This window comes from Fundicoccus culcitae, assembly GCF_024661895.1.
In the GTDB taxonomy this organism is placed as follows: Bacteria; Bacillota; Bacilli; order Lactobacillales; family Aerococcaceae; genus Fundicoccus_A; species Fundicoccus_A culcitae.
On the sequence record NZ_CP102453.1, the window covers coordinates 1,663,777 to 1,685,722 of the forward strand.

The 21,946-nt window shown below is 39.4% G+C and carries 10 protein-coding genes and 1 CRISPR repeat array; of the genes, 2 read left to right on the forward strand and 8 right to left on the reverse strand.

Features of this window, described 5'->3' with window-relative positions:
* Positions 1 to 3 precede the first annotated feature (3 nt).
* Entirely contained in the window at positions 4 to 1,089 is a 1,086-nt protein-coding gene (locus NRE15_RS07465; protein ID WP_313792264.1) for an FAD-dependent monooxygenase, read from the reverse strand.
* A gap of 123 nt (positions 1,090 to 1,212) precedes the next feature.
* Between NRE15_RS07465 and NRE15_RS07470 the strand changes: the two genes are divergently transcribed.
* Together NRE15_RS07470 and NRE15_RS07475 are read left to right on the forward strand one after the other, a co-directional pair.
* Positions 1,213 to 2,100 carry a LysR family transcriptional regulator gene (locus NRE15_RS07470; protein WP_313792265.1) on the forward strand — a complete coding sequence of 296 codons (888 nt, stop codon included), beginning with the start codon at positions 1,213 to 1,215 and terminating at the stop codon, positions 2,098 to 2,100.
* 1 nt (position 2,101) lies between these two features.
* Positions 2,102 to 2,314 carry a hypothetical protein gene (locus tag NRE15_RS07475; RefSeq protein ID WP_313792266.1) on the forward strand — a complete coding sequence of 71 codons (213 nt, stop codon included), beginning with the start codon at positions 2,102 to 2,104 and terminating at the stop codon, positions 2,312 to 2,314.
* Between the two features lie 239 nt (positions 2,315 to 2,553).
* Positions 2,554 to 13,716: a CRISPR direct-repeat array (repeat unit 32 nt; unit sequence ATTTCAATCCACGCACTCACGAGGAGTGCGAC).
* Between the two features lie 167 nt (positions 13,717 to 13,883).
* On the opposite strand, the gene cas2 is transcribed toward NRE15_RS07475, so the two are convergent.
* From cas2 to cas3, 7 genes are read right to left on the reverse strand one after another with little or no spacing between them, the layout of a single operon-like run.
* Positions 13,884 to 14,174, reverse strand: coding sequence for a CRISPR-associated endonuclease Cas2 (cas2, locus tag NRE15_RS07480; protein WP_313792267.1), 291 nt, complete (start codon positions 14,172 to 14,174; stop codon positions 13,884 to 13,886).
* A 10-nt stretch (positions 14,175 to 14,184) separates the two neighbouring features.
* A complete protein-coding gene (gene cas1c, locus NRE15_RS07485) occupies positions 14,185 to 15,216 on the reverse strand; it encodes a type I-C CRISPR-associated endonuclease Cas1c (RefSeq protein ID WP_313792268.1) in 1,032 nt (343 codons plus the stop codon).
* The gene (cas4, locus tag NRE15_RS07490) at positions 15,213 to 15,881 is read right to left on the reverse strand and encodes a CRISPR-associated protein Cas4 (RefSeq protein WP_313792269.1); all 669 of its coding nucleotides are present in this window, start codon (positions 15,879 to 15,881) and stop codon (positions 15,213 to 15,215) included. Before cas4 ends, cas1c begins: the two co-directional genes overlap by 4 nt.
* A 2-nt stretch (positions 15,882 to 15,883) precedes the next feature.
* Positions 15,884 to 16,741, reverse strand: a complete 858-nt coding sequence (cas7c, locus tag NRE15_RS07495; protein ID WP_313792270.1) for a type I-C CRISPR-associated protein Cas7/Csd2 — start codon at positions 16,739 to 16,741, stop codon at positions 15,884 to 15,886.
* On the reverse strand, positions 16,725 to 18,605 hold the full coding sequence (cas8c, locus tag NRE15_RS07500; RefSeq protein WP_313792271.1) for a type I-C CRISPR-associated protein Cas8c/Csd1: 1,881 nt from the start codon (positions 18,603 to 18,605) through the stop codon (positions 16,725 to 16,727). Before cas8c ends, cas7c begins: the two co-directional genes overlap by 17 nt.
* A complete protein-coding gene (cas5c, locus tag NRE15_RS07505) occupies positions 18,602 to 19,327 on the reverse strand; it encodes a type I-C CRISPR-associated protein Cas5c (RefSeq protein ID WP_313792272.1) in 726 nt (241 codons plus the stop codon). The genes cas8c and cas5c overlap by 4 nt, the downstream gene beginning before the upstream one ends.
* Positions 19,328 to 19,340: 13 nt before the next feature.
* Positions 19,341 to 21,779 (reverse strand): CRISPR-associated helicase Cas3', encoded by a 2,439-nt coding sequence (gene cas3, locus NRE15_RS07510; protein ID WP_313792273.1) that lies wholly within the window; start codon positions 21,777 to 21,779, stop codon positions 19,341 to 19,343.
* Positions 21,780 to 21,946: the final 167 nt, after the last annotated feature.

A 21,946-nucleotide genomic window follows, 5' to 3' on the forward strand; every position in this document is an offset into this window, starting at 1 on the left:
CCTTTATTCTTTTTTTCCAAAACTGCGACTGAATGACTGACCCGATTGAACGATACGTCTAACCTCTGATAAGCGTTGTGATTGATAATCTAATAAAGCTGCTGGGACAGAACTCTTTTCTGCCAATTGCCGAGCCAAAATTGTCGCATCATCCAAAGACGAATTAAATCCTTCGGCGGTCATCGGCGTCATCAGATGCGCCGCGTCGCCAACAAGCCCCATTCTACCTTGGACCAATTGCGTGGGAACATATTCAGCAATCGGTGTAGCCACTAAATAATGTTGCTTTATCGCAATTTCAACCGCCGAAGCCCAGGGTTGAGGGAAAGTGGATGAGCGTTTTAAAAGCGTTTCGTATACAGATGAGCTAATGCTACTCCCATTTAAGGTACGCTGAACCACGCCATCTTTAACCGCTCCACTCGCATACAAAAATGAATTAAAACTATTGTCATACCAAGCCAAGCCTAACAGTCTATCCCCTGGGCGCCTCGAACCGTCCAAAGAAGCCGTGACCATACCAAACAAAAAGTCTTCGCCCACGCCATCAAACATATTAAAACCCGATACATTTTGCGCTAATTGAACTCCTTGAGGCAACTCTGCTTCTTCTACCAAAGCCACCCATAATAAATACCCCGCAAACTCCGCCGAAGGATGGGCTGGATTAACCAAAGTCCGTACCACACTACGACCACCATCAGCACCCACTAAAAGATCACCTTGAAACTCAATCCCGGATGCCGTTTGAGCATAAACAGCCCCATCATCCTGACTCACACTGACAACCTCTGTCTCATAATAAATATCAATTAAACGCTGTTGGTCTGCTTCTTTTTGCAAACGACGGTAAATGGCATGCCAGGACTCGACGCCACCCTCACTTCCAGCGGCTACTGCCCTTAAATAATTTGCAATCGGATCAGTATCTCTCATACCATTTCCGACAGATAAGGTAGCCCCTCGACGTTGAATTGGCTTGGAACGTTCAAGGACAGTGACAGGCACACCGACTTTGGCTAAAGCTAAAGCTGTCAATAAGCCAGATAAAGAGGCTCCAATGACAACGGCTGACTTAGATAGTTTCATAGTAATTCTGCTTTTCCAATTAAAGCTCCCCTTTCTATTTATAGTATACTGACTTTAATATTGACTTAGAATCTCAGAAAAGTTAAAGTGGTGTTAACTAAAAGTTTATACGGAGGTGCTACGATGCATAGTCGTCAAACAGAGGTATTTATTAAAGTGGTTGAAGAAAAGAGCTTTAATAAAGCAGCTGAAAAATTGTTCATTTCGCCAACAGCAGTCATGAAGCAGATGAATTTGTTGGAAGATGAGCTAGGCGTCATTTTAGTCAAACGGTCAAGCCAAGGAGTAACATTAACACTTGCGGGCGAGTCCTACTACGATGACGCCAAACAAATGGTCGTTTTTTCGCAGCAAGCTATCCAAAAAGCCCGCCAAATCGAAGCGGACTCGCCTTTTGTCATTCGGATTGGGACCTCCTTTCTTAACCCCGTGAAATCCTTTATCCCTTTGTGGAACCAACTGAATAAAGTTTACCCGCAATTTAAACTACAAGTCGTCCCTTTTGAAGATGATCATATTACCATTATGGATACAATCAAAACAATGGGATCCGATTTCGATTTTATCGTAGGGGCTTGCGATGCCCGAGAATGGTTGACCTATTGTAATTTGTACAAATTGGGAGAGCTAAAACTGTCTTGTGCCGTGCCGAGTAATCACCTTCTAGCTGATAAACATTTGATTCAGTTGGAAGATTTACGAGGCGAGACTTTAATGATGGTGCAAGCAGGTAATAGTTATAGCAATGACCAGTTGCGACAACACATTGAGCAAAATTTTCCCGAAATCATCATTGAGGATACACCATTTTACTATGATTTGGAGGTCTTTAATCGTTGTGAACAAACTGGCAATGTTTTGTTAACCTTGGACGGTTGGGAGAGCATCCACCCTTCTTTAGTGACCCTTCCATTGGACTGGGATGGCGCCAAAAGCCCTTATGGGTTGATATATTCCAAGAAAGCGAGTGATGGTGTGAAGAAGTTTGTTAAGGCGATTGAGGGGATGTGAGGTGAATGACCCTGTAAATATCTTTAACTTGTTTACAGCTTTTAACTTAGGAATAACAACTCCAGCTATTCATAGAAACTTAAAACTTAATGACAAATTGAGGGAAAGTGTTGAAATGACTAACAAAAAGGTAATTTATAACGAAGGATTTTTCCTGATTTTTACATTTTTAAAAAACAATAAAGCTCCTAAACGTTATGATATCAGCGTTTAGGAGCTTTATTCTGTTTTGAGAGAGCATATCACAACCTACCTCGTATCACTCGTTCGATGGTCAAAATTTGTTTGAGTTCGCGTTCGAATGCTTGTAAAATCGCGTTAAAATTATCATTTGTTTGTTGGTTAATATAATAATCTGTTCCTTTTGATTGTTTTAACAAGAATAAAGTAGCTAATTTTAATGCTTTTTGGAGTATAACAAATAGTCTTCCTGTTTGTTCTCAATTTATTAATAATCCAATCCACGCACTCACAAGGAGTGCGATTTGATTCTTTCCCGCAAGTGCGGGGGTAATCCTATTTCAATCCACGCACTCACGAGGAGTGCGACCATCATCAGTTACTTTAGAATCAGCAATTTCAGATTTCAATCCACGCACTCTCGAAGAGTGCGACTAACTTTTGATACTCTCAGTCAAGCTATCGGACAATTTCAATCCACGCACTCACGAGGAGTGCGACGAGCAACATCTTCACCACCGTTTTCACTTTTCCTTTTTATTTCAATCCACGCACTCACGAGGTGTGCGACGGTATATTTATCATTAAGCGCTTGTCCGATGTCTATTTCAATCCACGCACTCACGAGGAGTGCGACATGAAACAGCTAATTACATTGACACAGCTACTGATATTTCAATCCACGCACTCACGAGGAGTGCGACGAGTAGATAGGTTACCAGCGACCGCAGCGACCAGAATTTCAATCCACGCACTCACGAGGAGTGCGACCACAGACGATGGTACGCCATCTATGTTGTCATCTATTTCAATCCACGCACTCACGAGGAGTGCGACATGTTGTGTTTCCACAAATACCCCGTAATTACCTATTTCAATCCACGCACTCACGAGGAGTGCGACTCTAGTGGAATTAATTCTTCGATACCTTCCGTAGATTTCAATCCACGCACTCACGAGGAGTGCGACGTGGCAAGCATAAGTGTTGGATATATAAAGGTAAAATTTCAATCCACGCACTCACGAGGAGTGCGACAGAAGCAAGCCAAAAAAGTATCATTAAAGGAATTAATTTCAATCCACGCACTCACGAGGAGTGCGACCGACTGGCGTGCGGATATACTCCGCAATCAAATCATTTCAATCCACGCACTCACGAGGAGTGCGACGTTAAGGTATCGCTATCCTATCGGCATGAGTTGGATTTCAATCCACGCACTCACGAGGAGTGCGACGTCGCTGGGTTGAATTTGACGAGCGAGGGTGTACATTTCAATCCACGCACTCACGAGGAGTGCGACCATCACGACCACCTCAGTTGTCTGTAAGGCTCTAAATTTCAATCCACGCACTCACGAGGAGTGCGACTTGGCAACACTGAAACGCTCTTTCAATTGAGAGATTTCAATCCACGCACTCACGAGGAGTGCGACAATAAAGCGACAAAATCTGTTATTGTTAATTTAGATTTCAATCCACGCACTCACGAGGAGTGCGACTGTTAAGGCTTTGAATTTTTTGATCGCGATACATTATTTCAATCCACGCACTCACGAGGAGTGCGACCCAAGTGTACGAAACTGTTGCATACCCTTGATTAATTTCAATCCACGCACTCACGAGGAGTGCGACTTTTTGGTTGAGTGAATGATTATTTGAGTGATTGATTATTTCAATCCACGCACTCACGAGGAGTGCGACGTTTTAGGGGCGAAAAAGATATTGAAGACATCATTATTTCAATCCACGCACTCACGAGGAGTGCGACGCCTCCAATGATTCCTTCTCGCGACGTCTTGACTATTTCAATCCACGCACTCACGAGGAGTGCGACTAAACATTAGCCACTTTCTTCGCATCATCCAAGCTATTTCAATCCACGCACTCACGAGGAGTGCGACGTCATGTCTAAAATCATTATACGGAGCCGATTGATTTCAATCCAAGCACTCACGAGGAGTGCGACTCTTTCATTAACATCCACACGCCATTGAGCAAATATTTCAATCCACGCACTCACGAGGAGTGCGACCTTTTGCACAAGATTACATTGACCAAATTTATGAAATATTTCAATCCACGCACTCACGAGGAGTGCGACGTGTAGACCAAGAAATTATCTTGGGGGTGCGCCAAATTTCAATCCACGCACTCACGAGGAGTGCGACTTTACCTTGTTAGAAATAACAATTGTCGCATTAGCATTTCAATCCACGCACTCACGAGGAGTGCGACTATGGATAATCAAGCATTGCTAGAAACAATCAATATTTCAATCCACGCACTCACGAGGAGTGCGACTGCATCGGATGTCAAATTGCTACCGCCCTCAATCATTTCAATCCACGCACTCACGAGGAGTGCGACTCAATACAAAATACTACATCTCCATCAATTTCAAATTTCAATCCACGCACTCACGAGGAGTGCGACTTAAATTATTTGATTATCAAATTACTAATAACACCAAATTTCAATCCACGCACTCACGAGGAGTGCGACTAATCAAACTCTAATAAAAATATTGTTGACTTTTTATTTCAATCCACGCACTCACGAGGAGTGCGACAATGAACAGTGTTTAATAACAACATGCAAGAGTAATTTCAATCCACGCACTCACGAGGAGTGCGACCTTGAATTGTAACTGTTCGATTAAACTTCTTACTATTTCAATCCACGCACTCACGAGGAGTGCGACGATATTTACCTGGATATAATACTTCATCGATCGTATTTCAATCCACGCACTCACGAGGAGTGCGACGCTTACAAAGAACCTGTTCAACCATTTGAAAAGTTATTTCAATCCACGCACTCACGAGGAGTGCGACCAGGCACAAGTGGGAATAAAGATTTAGAAATTTGGCATTTCAATCCACGCACTCACGAGGAGTGCGACGCGATTAAAGTGATAAATATCATCGATAAAATAATATTTCAATCCACGCACTCACGAGGAGTGCGACCTGGTTATGTACCCGTCAATTACAAGCCTGTTGGAACATTTCAATCCACGCACTCACGAGGAGTGCGACACATCGTGGCTAAAGAATCCAAGAAAGCAACTGAATTTCAATCCACGCACTCACGAGGAGTGCGACCTAAAGATAAGCGCTATACGTTCTTTATTCAAGTATTTCAATCCACGCACTCACGAGGAGTGCGACACCCGTTGGCTTTCGTCCGCTGGCACTATGACAAAAAATTTCAATCCACGCACTCACGAGGAGGTTTATCGCTAATTGTAATTTAATCGCACAGATGAAATGACAAAAAATTTCAATCCACGCACTCACGAGGAGTGCGACATTAGCTAATCTTTATGCTAATTACCATAATTTAATTTCAATCCACGCACTCACGAGGAGTGCGACCCGCGTTATTCAAGATAATTCTGGACAACTAAATATTTCAATCCACGCACTCACGAGGAGTGCGACTAGAGATGATGTTATGGACAGAAAAGTTTGGACCATTTCAATCCACGCACTCACGAGGAGTGCGACGTTGTAGCGTCAGTTCATGCGCGTGATTCTGAAACTATTTCAATCCACGCACTCACGAGGAGTGCGACAACGGCGGTTCTATAAGTTTTGATAGCCGTACAATTTCAATCCACGCACTCACGAGGAGTGCGACTTGAATTGGCAGAGTATGCTAAACAGCTATTGAATTTCAATCCACGCACTCACGAGGAGTGCGACGGTCGATTGCTTTTTCCGTCCATTCCCTAACATCATTTCAATCCACGCACTCACGAGGAGTGCGACTAAAGGAGAGATGGACATGGAGAAAACGGTAGAAAATTTCAATCCACGCACTCACGAGGAGTGCGACTTGAATGTCGACGAACTACTTATGAAGAACAAACAATTTCAATCCACGCACTCACGAGGAGTGCGACTATCCATAGACGCCTATAGGATTACATTCCCTTGGATTTCAATCCACGCACTCACGAGGAGTGCGACTCGCTCATGTTTTCGTCAACCTCTACTTCTTCCTATTTCAATCCACGCACTCACGAGGAGTGCGACTCTCGCGTTTGCCATTCATCAAACCAAGGACAACTATTTCAATCCACGCACTCACGAGGAGTGCGACGATACGCTTTTCGCCGTCTTCGACCATGATTTCAATATTTCAATCCACGCACTCACGAGGAGTGCGACCAGAGTTCCGTCAATTCCTAACAGATGCTTTTAGATTTCAATCCACGCACTCACGAGGAGTGCGACCGTTTTGATACTTTAAACCAATTCCCGAGAATCATGATTTCAATCCACGCACTCACGAGGAGTGCGACGTAAAGTGTCTGCAGGAACGCCTAATTATGTCTTGATTTCAATCCACGCACTCACGAGGAGTGCGACCCAAGGTTAAAACTCTGGAAGATTTCGAACGGATAATTTCAATCCACGCACTCACGAGGAGTGCGACTTGAGGAAATGGCAGAGTATTACGGGGTGACCATCATTTCAATCCACGCACTCACGAGGAGTGCGACCTAAGGAGATTATAACATAAAAAAATGACACCTGAATTTCAATCCACGCACTCACGAGGAGTGCGACCTAAGGAGATTATAACATAAAAAAATGACACCTGAATTTCAATCCACGCACTCACGAGGAGTGCGACAATAAGCAAGAAAAGTTAGCGTTGTTGTACGAAGAATTTCAATCCACGCACTCACGAGGAGTGCGACTGTTTAGTCGCACGCTAAGACGAGCGAACCTAGTAATTTCAATCCACGCACTCACGAGGAGTGCGACTCAAAGAACATCATAGACTTGTGGTCGCAACTAATTTCAATCCACGCACTCACGAGGAGTGCGACCATGACTAAACGGACTAACTACATCAACATAATTATTTCAATCCACGCACTCACGAGGAGTGCGACTATGGCTATCCATCATTATTTAAAGCATACACAAGGTATTTCAATCCACGCACTCACGAGGAGTGCGACGTGGTTTAAGCGCATACATGAAGATCCTAAACGAAATTTCAATCCACGCACTCACGAGGAGTGCGACACAAATCAGTACACGAGAAATTAAAGGATTGTAAGATTTCAATCCACGCACTCACGAGGAGTGCGACTAGCCATAAACGTTTGGTCATTATCGTCATACCACTTATTTCAATCCACGCACTCACGAGGAGTGCGACAACAGAGGTAGCACCTGTATTTTTAGACATGTTAATTTCAATCCACGCACTCACGAGGAGTGCGACAAGCGGCCAGAATAAACGCTGGCTTTACATCACAAATTTCAATCCACTCACTCACGAGGAGTGCGACTGTACTTATCTTGCTGACTACCAAACACTTTGTCATTTCAATCCACGCACTCACGAGGAGCGCGACTCCATGAAGGTAATTTCCCATATGATTGGGACTATATTTCAATCCACGCACTCACGAGGAGTGCGACGTATAAAGCAACTGGTTGATTATCTAACCGCGGTATTTCAATCCACGCACTCACGAGGAGTGCGACATAAAATAACTCATTTAGTCGCTACCCCCTCTGTATTTCAATCCACGCACTCACGAGGAGTGCGACGGCGTTAAAACTAATCGAAGAACAAGTGTTGATGATTTCAATCCACGCACTCACGAGGAGTGCGACAATAACATATTGTGTTTGTTGGTCAAACGATTCCGATTTCAATCCACGCACTCACGAGGAGTGCGACGTAAAATATTTCAACTTCTATCTGATACAGAAGTTATTTCAATCCACGCACTCACGAGGAGTGCGACATCGCAATCAAAAAATTATCCTATCACGCAAAAAATTTCAATCCACGCACTCACGAGGAGTGCGACCCATTTCCACTATGTGGCTTATAATCCATATTGTATTTCAATCCACGCACTCACGAGGAGTGCGACTTGAGTGGATAGAATTTCTCGAGGAGCAAATTGAAATTTCAATCCACGCACTCACGAGGAGTGCGACGCAGGAACGTTTTGTATTAGAAAACCTAGATGGTATTTCAATCCACGCACTCACGAGGAGTGCGACTGTCAAAATGAAATTGTATGGTTATGTGATTGAGATTTCAATCCACGCACTCACGAGGAGTGCGACCAATTGAGGCGATTATTGAGGTTGATAAATAATGATTTCAATCCACGCACTCACGAGGAGTGCGACTACAACATTTTCGATAAAAAACGCTTCGCGGATTATTTCAATCCACGCACTCACGAGGAGTGCGACGGCTAAATGGTATTTCGATAGATCGTTGTCTACCATTTCAATCCACGCACTCACGAGGAGTGCGACGCATGGTTTCGGGTCTTTTGTGATATTCAATATTATTTCAATCCACGCACTCACGAGGAGTGCGACAGCAAGTATCAATTACGTCAACAATCAAATCGAGATTTCAATCCACGCACTCACGAGGAGTGCGACGAAAAAGCTACATAAGGCACGTAAATTAATCACTATTTCAATCCACGCACTCACGAGGAGTGCGACTAAAGCAATACCGTTATAGCCGGTAATTTGGCGACATTTCAATCCACGCACTCACGAGGAGTGCGACTGTTCAATGACTTACTAATCCCTGCTCTTTACAACATTTCAATCCACGCACTCACGAGGAGTGCGACTCGATGGGGTGGTTGTCAGTTTAAACGATGTAACAATTTCAATCCACGCACTCACGAGGAGTGCGACGGATAATCAGTCTTGAATTTACCGAACTTAGAATCATTTCAATCCACGCACTCACGAGGAGTGCGACGTTGTCACTACGGTCATGCCAGTAGCATAAAATCATTTCAATCCACGCACTCACGAGGAGTGCGACGACTTTCGAGGCGCACGCGGATGAAGACCAAGTTATTTCAATCCACGCACTCACGAGGAGTGCGACAAGGAGATAGCTCCAGAGCGGTTGGTGGGTATTAAATTTCAATCCACGCACTCACGAGGAGTGCGACATGGATATAAAGTCCGTGGATTGCGGTAGTAGACTATTTCAATCCACGCACTCACGAGGAGTGCGACCATAGGAATCTTAGAACTGTCTTTCTCGTACTTAAATTTCAATCCACGCACTCACGAGGAGTGCGACCATACGGATCACCTTAACCTTTCTTTTCAGTCTTATTTCAATCCACGCACTCACGAGGAGTGCGACGACCATACACTAATTCTATGTGGGATGCAGGCGGGATTTCAATCCACGCACTCACGAGGAGTGCGACTACTTCTGGTGGTAACCAAGTAACAATCACAAACATTTCAATCCACGCACTCACGAGGAGTGCGACTGAAGGCGAGTATATTCCTAAGTCCTATCAATTTATTTCAATCCACGCACTCACGAGGAGTGCGACGAAGGTTGAAGATATTATCGCGGTGTTTACGCAAATTTCAATCCACGCACTCACGAGGAGTGCGACACACCACTTACTACGATAAAAATTGGACAAGCAAATTTCAATCCACGCACTCACGAGGAGTGCGACTAAACGTGACCACACAAGAAAACAGGCTGGTCACAATTTCAATCCACGCACTCACGAGGAGTGCGACATTAGGTAAAAGAGTCCAATTGTACGTCAAGGAGTATTTCAATCCACGCACTCACGAGGAGTGCGACAGATGCGGCCGCTTACTATGATATCTCTATCGAAATTTCAATCCACGCACTCACGAGGAGTGCGACCAGCCTACACTAGTACAAGCGACTTAGAAACGCTTTTATTTCAATCCACGCACTCACGAGGAGTGCGACAAAAGACCAAGTTATGAGTAAAGAAGCGGAATATATTTCAATCCACGCACTCACGAGGAGTGCGACGACCATACACTAATTCTATGTGGGATGCAGGCGGGATTTCAATCCACGCACTCACGAGGAGTGCGACGCCTGCCGGATTCTGTCCATTAGGGTCAACCGCCTATTTCAATCCACGCACTCACGAGGAGTGCGACATGACTTTCGAGGCGCACGCGGATGAAGACCAAGTTATTTCAATCCACGCACTCACGAGGAGTGCGACACGCCTTAAAAGTTGATGACTGGACAAGTGTCGGCATTTCAATCCACGCACTCACGAGGAATGCGACTGCCGGACGCCACTATCGATATAGCTAAGATTAAAATTTCAATCCACGCACTCACGAGGAGTGCGACCCAAGGCTTTATGGACTATGATTCACGCTTTTTTATTTCAATCCACGCACTCACGAGGAGTGCGACAAGCGTCGCTATACTACCTTGCAAACTACCGATGGATTTCAATCCACGCACTCACGAGGAGTGCGACAAATGAATAGTCATATTTTAGAAACAGATGGTAAATTTCAATCCACGCACTCACGAGGAGTGCGACTAACAGCGTGGATAATACAATTAGAGCCACGTTAATTTCAATCCACGCACTCACGAGGAGTGCGACAAATGCTACTCAAAAACAAATTGATGCACGGGATATTTCAATCCACGCACTCACGAGGAGTGCGACTGTAGTATTTGAATCACTAGTTACAGAAGACAATATTTCAATCCACGCACTCACGAGGAGTGCGACCTGTGGACTTTCCACGGTGGACTTTCCACAAGGGATTTCAATCCACGCACTCACGAGGAGTGCGACGGTGGCGGTAGCGGAGTATCTGTATATACACAAATGATTTCAATCCACGCACTCACGAGGAGTGCGACAGGCGACATTATACAACGTAACTTTACTGAAAACATTTCAATCCACGCACTCACGAGGAGTGCGACTTTCAGGGTTTTATGGACTATGATTCACGCTTTTTTATTTCAATCCACGCACTCACGAGGAGTGCGACGACCACCATTTCAACCCGCCTTTGTACATACACACTAATTTCAATCCACGCACTCACGAGGAGTGCGACTGTTGTGCATAATGAAAAGATGGCGTTTTTAAAAATTTCAATCCACGCACTCACGAGGAGTGCGACAGGTATCGCCTCGAGCATTTTCGGATGGCTTGGCATTTCAATCCACGCACTCACGAGGAGTGCGACATACCGGTGGCGGTGGTTCACCGGGTGCTGGTGATTTCAATCCACGCACTCACGAGGAGTGCGACCAGGCAATCCGGTGCAAATTCAGGGCGCGCACACTATATTTCAATCCACGCACTCACGAGGAGTGCGACACGTTAGAAATTGCGTCGCCGTCTAAACGTGGAATTTCAATCCACGCACTCACGAGGAGTGCGACTTTCAGGGTTTTATGGACTATGATTCACGCTTTTTTATTTCAATCCACGCACTCACGAGGAGTGCGACGCTAGCGACTGGGACAACTTAACCCTCGAAGAAAATTTCAATCCACGCACTCACGAGGAGTGCGACCATATGGGTATCAGATGCAATCAAACCCGCATCAATTTCAATCCACGCACTCACGAGGAGTGCGACGCCGCTAATGCGCAGGCAATGCAGGCGCAGTTTATTTCAATCCACGCACTCACGAGGAGTGCGACGAGAAGATTGGGTTATTTGCCAATCAAACACAGCTAGCATTTCAATCCACGCACTCACGAGGAGTGCGACAACAACTTTGAAATCTAAGGTTAACAAAGTGGTTATTTCAATCCACGCACTCACGAGGAGTGCGACTAGTACATTTATACCCAAATTGTTGGACGTCCAAATTTCAATCCACGCACTCACGAGGAGTGCGACCAGGTTTATGGAATGGGATCAAGAACAAATTCAATATTTCAATCCACGCACTCACGAGGAGTGCGACTTGTACGCTGGTATAACTAAAAACAACAAAAACGATTTCAATCCACGCACTCACGAGGAGTGCGACGCTGCATCAGGTTATGATCATTATCTCGCTGGTATATTTCAATCCACGCACTCACGAGGAGTGCGACAACACCTCACGTAAACAATTAATATTATCGGTATATTTCAATCCACGCACTCACGAGGAGTGCGACATGGTTTCTTTTTCGTTGATGATGATATCCCTATTATTTCAATCCACGCACTCACGAGGAGTGCGACTAGAGTCAATAAGCAAGTTATTACACCCACCTGATATTTCAATCCACGCACTCACGAGGAGTGCGACTTAGGTGGCAATCCGCAAGGTGTGCCTTTAGAAGCTATTTCAATCCACGCACTCACGAGGAGTGCGACGCCCTGATTCTTTAGTTCGTCAATCGTTCCCATTATTTCAATCCACGCACTCACGAGGAGTGCGACCGTTATGAAAGAATTTGATGTGAGGGAATGGACTATTTCAATCCACGCACTCACGAGGAGTGCGACTATAATAGCCTATTGGATCGCCGTAAAGAAGTTAATATTTCAATCCACGCACTCACGAGGAGTGCGACCTTGCTAAAATGGCGGATATTTTAGGTTACGACAAATTTCAATCCACGCACTCACGAGGAGTGCGACTAGTTGGAAGGAGTGATGGTATGGAACGAATAGAATTTCAATCCACGCACTCACGAGGAGTGCGACAACAATGTGCCGTTTGAATCAATCGATGTTACGCAATTTCAATCCACGCACTCACGAGGAGTGCGACATTTAGTGATGTACAGCATACGCAGGTTATATTCAATTTCAATCCACGCACTCACGAGGAGTGCGACACCGTAAAGGTAAGGTTGTGGACGGCGTGTTTATATTTCAATCCACGCACTCACGAGGAGTGCGACGGTAGCGCTCCTTATAAAGAAAGAGTTATGGCTTTAATTTCAATCCACGCACTCACGAGGAGTGCGACAATGAAGAACAAAAACTCACTAGTAAATTTTTAATTTCAATCCACGCACTCACGAGGAGTGCGACAAAATTCACACCTAATCTGCCTAAATCATTAACAATTTCAATCCACGCACTCACGAGGAGTGCGACTCTTGATTTAGAGTTAGTAGCACTGGGAAATGAAATTTCAATCCACGCACTCACGAGGAGTGCGACAGAAACATTTGTCATTTTTGATATGACTTTAAGCATTTCAATCCACGCACTCACGAGGAGTGCGACCTTATCGTCATAATCTGAATCAACATCTAAAGGATTTCAATCCACGCACTCACGAGGAGTGCGACTGAAGCTGTTAGAACAGCGCTAGCTAAAGATAAAATTTCAATCCACGCACTCACGAGGAGTGCGACGTAACTAATCAGAAGATTAACCAACTACCAAAAAATTTCAATCCACGCACTCACGAGGAGTGCGACGATTTTTTGACAGCTTTCAAGGATGTACCAGGAGTATTTCAATCCACGCACTCACGAGGAGTGCGACGAACAACGCAGGATGAGCTGATGAGGTGGGTAAATATTTCAATCCACGCACTCACGAGGAGTGCGACAGCATGATAAACATTTTCTGCTTCAACAACTTTTATTTCAATCCACGCACTCACGAGGAGTGCGACTGCGAAATTATGTTATAACTTGATCTAAATGATATGTTTCGCAGCAATTTATTTCATAATCAATTAGATATTAATTTAAATCACATTAAATATTAACTATTTTATAATTTAATCCATTCATAATTACGCGGAAGATGCTATAAAATAATGTTCACTATAGATTCGCACTAAAAAATTAGAAAATCTTCAACATCTAAAGCTTCTTTTACGCCAATATGCTCAACTTTATTCTTATAATTCTTACCTAAATGGTAAAATCTTAAACTATCATTATCAATATCAATCAACTGAACCAATTCATGCTTTAGTATAGTAAACTGTGAATAGTCTAGAACACATTCAAACACAGAATTTTGTACTCTTTGACCATAACTCTCACATTTTTTCGCTACTTTTTGTAGTCGTTTTACTCCTCCCTCACTAGTTGTCCCAATATCATAGGTTATCAATATCATCATAATATTTCACCTACTTCCATAAAAATGGTGGATAAGTATCTAAATCCCCTCTAATGAACCGTGATAACAATAGCGCCTGAGAATATGGAACAAGACCCCAAGAAATTTTTTCTTTCAAATATGGATGTGTAATTAATTCATTTTTCTTTTTATGCCATTGATTTAAAAATATTTTTCTTCCATCATCGGTTAGAAGGACTGCCCCATTTTCTTTAAAATGAAAATGTTTTTTGCTCACTATTTTTAGATTTATTAATGATAATACGAATCGATCAGCATAAACTCCCCGGAGTTCTTCAATCATATCTAAAGCTAGTGAAGCACGTCCTGGTCTATCTCGATGCAGAAAACCAACATATGCATCTAATCCAACCGTTTCTAGAGCAGCTGTCATATCATGCATTAATAGCGTATACGCCAATGAAAGCATAGCATTCACTGGATCTCTTGGAGGTCTACGATTCCGATTATTGAAGTGAAAATCCTTTTCCTGCTGGAGAATCATTTCATCAAATAGACCAAAATAATTTAATGCTGCTTGTCCTTCCCATCCTCTCAGTGACTCTAAATCATCAACAACATTAATTTGATTAGATATTTCTTTCAATGTCCTTGAAGAGTTTTTAAATTTTTCTAGCGAAATCCTTAATGGATGTTCACGGGTCATTCGTTCAATTATCCATCTGTTATTATTTACTTTAGCAATAATCATATTCCTTGCGATTTCACAAGACTTTTTTTCATCATCTGAAATTCTATATTGTTCTTTTCTTAATGTAACATTTCCTCTACTCGAACCGATTACCCTTGCCTTAAACCTACCAGACGAAGTCAAAAAAGTAACAGAAATATTGTTATCTACACATTTACCCATCAGACTTGGACTTACTCCACGATATCCAAAAGTCACTATACTTTCTATATTTAACAACGGTACCCTACCAACGACAGAATCATCTTGTAATAATATTACATTGTCATTTTCAAGCGCTAAATATGAATCTGGTTGAGTTACAAAAAGAGTATTTAATAATTTTCTCATTCATTCAACATTCTTTCCATGTATCGACTAGCTGTCTCAACATTCATTATTTTAGGTAAACAAATATCGTTCAATGAACATTGATTGCACCATGATCCTGTTTTAACTTTGGGAGTATGTTTTTTTTGAAACATATTATGCATTACTATAAAAATTTCTATTACTTCATTCCTTAGATCCTTTGTTATTTCAATAAGTTGCCTCTGTTTAGTTTCGTTATAAAATAAATAACCTTTATCTATTGTACAAACTAGCATCTCCTCTAAACAAATAGCTTGTGCTACTAACTGTAAAATATCAGCTTTATTATTTTTAGGCTTCCCTCTTTTATATTCAATCGGATGAATCTTATATCGATTATTTAATGAAGGAATAAAAACACCCTCAGAATCTTTTTTGAACTCAACCACATCACATATACCATTTACTCCTAAAATGTGCGATTGAATGGGCATTGCTCTAACAATGACCAGATCCCCTCTTTTTTCACGAGAAAAAGGTTGATCTGCTTTTTCGTGTACAATATTACCTTCAATTGTTTTTTGATTTTCTGCCCACTGTTGTTCAACATGAATCAATGCCCACTGTCTTTTACAGAAAGTAAAATGTTGTATACCGGATAACATTATATATTCTTCAGAATTATGTACTATCCGTTTTTCCATGATTATTGTCCTTCAATTAATTCAACGGTAACATTAGCATCTTCTAATTCTTTTACAAAATCAGAATTTAATTTAAAATTATATTCTTCATACTCAAATTGACCAAATGAATCTAGTTCTTTATTATATTCAATACTATTAAATATTTGTCCACTGGATTTTACACCAAGTTCTCCGGGATGCTTAATCCAATATAAATCTCTAACTGACATTGAACCTTCAGGTCTAGCTGCTGATGAGTCATTAATAAATAATGTACGTAAAGCTTCTTTAATTAAATTCGCATCCTCTTCAGTAAATCCTGTTTTCTCTGCAAAAAAAGGATTAATACTTCCTTTTAAAAGATATACTCCATGTTCTACATAATGCTTCAGCCCCATCGTATCAGAAGCGGTATCCCCCATAATACTTCTTGTTATCTGCATATCTATATTAGTGACAGGAGATAAAGATTGACTAATCCCTATTGAAACAGGACCACGAATCCCAATTGAGGTTCCTTTATCACCTTTAATTTTTCCAAAAGTCATGACCTGACCAAACGAACGAACATCTATCCATTCTTTGCAACTTTCTGCATAAACATTGCTATCCTCTACTACATCCTTACCAAATTTATCTAAATATCTTGCCTTTAAAGATACATGTCCATCCTCTATACGATCTTTTGATTGTACAAAAATATTTTTACCCATATTTTGTAGTCTATTACGTATTTTTCTTTTTAACGCAACATCACTTATAATTCCATAACCATCAAAATTAATTCTAGGAGAATTATTATTCAATGGATCACCATTCGGATTTGCATTTATTACCTCTATAGTTGCAATAAAATCAATTTTATTCTGTAATGCCATCTTGTACAGTCTCCTCTTCGTTTTCATTTTTTGTAGTTTTTAAATTACTTGACAAAGCATTTTTTTGAGCATAATAACCAACTAAAAATAATTCGGAAAGTGGTTTATCTGGATTTAGTAAATACTCATCATTTAAATCTAACTGCGAATAAATATCCTGTATTAAGCGATCACGATTTAAAAAGGCTTTAGGTTTAGATTTCTGTAATCTTCTTTCGTAAGGTAGTAATCTAGATTTAACTTGATTAAACGCTGACTGTGGACGGACACATAATTGATGCCAATATTTTGAAACCAATGTTGTTCTAGTAAATTCTCCCATTGATAACTGTTCAATATTTTCAGCAATAGCCATTAACCGTCCGAACAAATAACTTCTGTCCGAATTATTTTCTAACACCGGCGACACTTCCTTTTCAGATATTTTTATTAGATAGTCTGCATGGTATTTTTTAATTAATGATAACGATGCAAGCTCCATTTGTTGCCATGTATTTGAATACCTCTCTCTGTGTGTGATATTTGAGCGAACAACAGTAACTAAGTCTAGTGGTAACCTATTACCTTCTAAGATTGACATTAATAATTTCTCTATATACCATCTATTTAGAGCTTCATTTCTAGAAACAATTTTCTTATCTTTGGTTTCTGTCCCAATAATTCTTTGAACTAAATTGTTTAACCCTAAAGTTATATGCTTACTACCCTCTTTTGTCCAGACAGGCCAATTAGTTGTCTGATACCAATTTAAAATACGGTCACTCAACTCACTTCCCGAGAAATTCCTAAAGTACTTGATAGAGATTCTCCCGTTACTTATTTTGTTTATAATCAATACAAAATAATCACTATCTTTATTAACTGCCTTATATCCACTTAAATGTTTTATTCTTTCTGTTGACAAAATTGGATTTAAAATATCTTCCGGCGCTTCATTCTTATTTTCTTTTGGCATGCTATATTGAGCAAATCTAGAGTCGAAATCTTCTTCATTTACCTGTTTAGTCAAATCAATATTTTCAGCTTCTAGAGTAGCGTCCCATGTTACGAGGTAAGTCGCATCACCAATAGAGCGGCTATAGCTTCTTTGACTTAATAAATATCTCAACATTAAAAAAATCTTTTCTGAAGTTTCATAACCTAAAAAACTCACTTTACTTTTATCTGATATACGCCCACTATAAGTTTCTTTGTTATTACTAACCGAAATAAGTTTTGCAGTACCTAGTAAACCACGATGTTTATCCGATAAATACATTTTCTTTCCAGTTATTGAACAAATCCCTTGCTCTTCTTCAGATAAGGATGATTTAACATAATCTATATAATCCTCATGTAATTCAGATGAATTAGTTGGTGTCCAAAAACTATCAGGTTTTTTTATTGAAAACGTTACGAAAGTCTTTTTTGCAATGATTTTTTTATCTAGGTAAGAAGATATATCACTAATAATCGAATTTTTAAGCATGTAGTTATAAATAATCTTTAATTCTTTTACATTACTAACTTCTACCCATTCCTTTAATTGTTTGATATATGCTGCATATTTTTTTTCATCAAACTCTGTAGTTAAGTACTGCAAATCATCTTGTAGGGGATGCGGAGGAGCATTTACTCCAGAACGACTTACTGAGTCAAGAGTTACTGGGAAAATTATATACGAATTTTGATCTAATTTAGATACTGTAATGAAATTACTGCTTTCATCCATAACTATTTCAATTACGTTATCTGAATCAGTTACAACTCTGTCATTGTGATAAATTGGCAATAATCTTGTGGTGCTGTGCTCTAATTTTTGACCGACTTTTCCTGCTTTTTCAATTTTTTCATATGTTGTTAACAATGACTCCCATAAATTCAAAGAATTCCCCCCTCTTCATCAACTGATTTTAAATTTAATCCCATAGAGAAATCTTTAATTGAGTAATCATTTATAGTATAGTGAATTGATGTTTCTTTCGGAGTCGAAAACTTAATTACACCACTGTTCATCACACAATTGTCATAATTTGCTATTAATTCATTTCGTCCATGATCACTCGGATATGATAAAGAGTGGTACATTAGACCTAAAGAAAGTTTTTGATTCTTATAAAAACTATTGACCGATAAATACTCCTCCTGTGTAATTGGTTCTACAAAAGCTACGCATTCTCGTGTACCTAAAAATAAATCTCTTCTACCTCCCCTAGCTAATGAGCGATTAAAAATAGCTTGATGTTTCTTTTCATTTCTATCAGACTTCAAATTTTCTCTTTGTTCACTCCAGACGAAATGGCCTTTAATAAAATACTCCACATCGCGTAAATAGGTGTAATAACTTAAATCATTTGCAGTTCCATCTTTAGTAACTGGTCGTATTCCCATAGGTTCTGTAATAATCTCGTTAATAACAACTACCTCATCTATAATATGTTTCAAGGTTGGTTTCCAATATATTTGCTCTGTAATGCCCACTATCGATTGGAAAGTGGGAACTTGATACGTAAATTTTTCTCCTCCTCCACGTACTTGGGGATCAGTAAATAAGGCATAATCCCCATATAATCTATAATAATAGTTTTCCGATTTAAACTCTTCCACTTATACACCTCCTCTACATTATTAACCCTTCTAAACTTTCTTCTATTAGACCCAAATTATTGTCATAATACTGTTCCATCAATAAATATATTCTATCATTAAATACAGCGCTTACACAAGTTTGAAATTTTCCTAAACTATACAAATTTATAGTAGTCGATTGTAATTTTTTTAAGATTTTTTTTGCTTCGACGAGATTATATTCATTAATACACTTAATCAAATCATTGATAAGTTCTTTATTATTATAATATACAATTACACTTATTGTATTCGAATCAATTAGTTCAAAATTATCACCTACTGTTTTATAAGCATGCGTTAGCTTCGGTTGGAATTTATTTTCTCTATTAGTCTTGTTATAAGCAGATAAAGTTGACTGATCTTCACTTAACAAATCAAATAAACTAGTAACTTTATAAGGATCTTTATAAGGATAAGCCATTATATCTATCTCTTTACTATCCATATCAGAATAGTAATTTTTGTAATACTCATCGATTAATGAAGTTACTTTAAATTCTGAATCATAATTTGTCGTTTTTAATGTAATCAGGGTTGCTTTTTTAGCTCTAGAAATATCAGGTAATTTATCCAGATTTTCGACCGTGTAATCAAATAAATAAAGATAACCACTAGCCCTTTTCCCTTCTCTATTACACCTTCCTTCTGCTTGAATTATTGAATCTATTCCTGCTAATGAACGATAAACCACTTCAAAATCTAAATTTACTCCCGCCTCAATTAATTGTGTTGATACAACTATTATTTGTTTACCTGCTTTTAGTTTATCTTTTATCTGCTCTAATTTATCCTTTCTATGAGCAGCACATAAATTAGTAGTTAAATAATATATATTCTCCTCCTCTATCAACTTTTTATTAATTACCTTTTCATAAACTTCCTTGGCAGCCTTTTTCGTATTTACTATGATTAAAATTGAGTCTCTATTTAATCCAAGGTCTCGTTTAACATTTAATATTAATTCTTCAGTATCCATTCTTTTAGTCCCACGTTGTGATAAATCAATATTTATTGCACGTCTAAAAACATCAGTCTCTCTATCCGTTAGCTTTAATAAATCGCTACTCTCATTATATTTAATTGGGGCTAACATAGATTTACTATCCAAGGCTGGTTGTGTTGCTGTACAAAGAATCACAACACAATTTAAATGTTGTGCTAAAAAATTTAAATGTTCATTGAAATGATAGGTAGATTTAAGAGGGATAGATTGAGCTTCATCAATAATTATAATCGAGTTAGCAATATTAGCATACCTTCTGAGGTTACTTGATCTATTTTTCATTAAAGTATTAAAAAACTGAACAAGCGTTGTAAGTATCACTGGAGAATCCCAAGTTTCTAATAAGTAATTTAATCTTAAACCTTCAGTTGTATTTTCTTCATTTTCTTTCACTTCATGAATAATTTCGGAGTGATGTTCTAGTACAATTTCATCTAGTTTCAATAAATTTCGGATTTCATTAGCATTTTGTTCTAATACAGACAAATATGAAGTGGCATAGATAATATGTGCTTTCTCCAATTTATTCGCTATTTTTGTGGCTAAACGCATGACAGAAATTGTTTTTCCAGCACCAGTTGGCATTTCCAACTTATATACACCTGTTAAAATATCTTCAGAACGATTTAATAAATTCAGTGATAAATCTGATCTAGTTTTATCAATATGCGAATTTGATTTAAACTCATGCTCGTATTTCCACTCAATATTTTCATGAGCAATTGCCCAAATATTTTTAAGTTCATTATTCTCATAACCATTATATGCATCTTTATCCACTTTACTCCAAGTGATAGTATCAACGATATCAGAATCTTTTAGAAGCGCTAACAAAAATCGTGTAAGCAAATTAAGTCTATAATTAGACACTTTAGAATCTACATCACTGTTACTCTCGATAAAATCTAAATATTCAAAGAATCCATCCATTATCATATCATATATGTCTTGATTATATTTTTCTCTCACAATATTATTGAGTTCATTTTCTATAAATGGTTTTACTTCTCCATCAAAATCATATTTCTCACTCACATCATAATTAATTCGATTTAACAAATTAGAATCATATCCACTAAACAAATCATAAACACCATGATGCGCACTGATAACATAAGCAATAATTTGTTTATAAGTTTCAAAATAACCTTCAAATTTTTCAGGAATATTTAAATTAATTTGACTTATCCATTTTGCTCCTGCTGATGAATGGTTCACTCTTCCATTATATTTACCTTGAAGGTAATCATTGAATAAACTTTGTTTGCCTGTATCGTGCAATATCCCAATTACAAAACTTATTTTACTTAAGTTATACAGACTACCTTTTTTCGAACTTCTATCTGCAACGTTTAACAAATGCTCGATTAAACTCTGTTCTAAAAACTGTCCATCACTCAACTCTACCCTATGTGCTAATAACATTATCTCCCTCCATTATTTTTAAATATAATTGTATAGATACAGAATAGCATACTTTTGAATATAAAGATAGTAATATTATTCATAATACTTATAAATTAAAATAAAATTTGTTCTTCTTGAAATTATAATACATTATCATATACAATAGTATTATCGTAGTGCTCTAC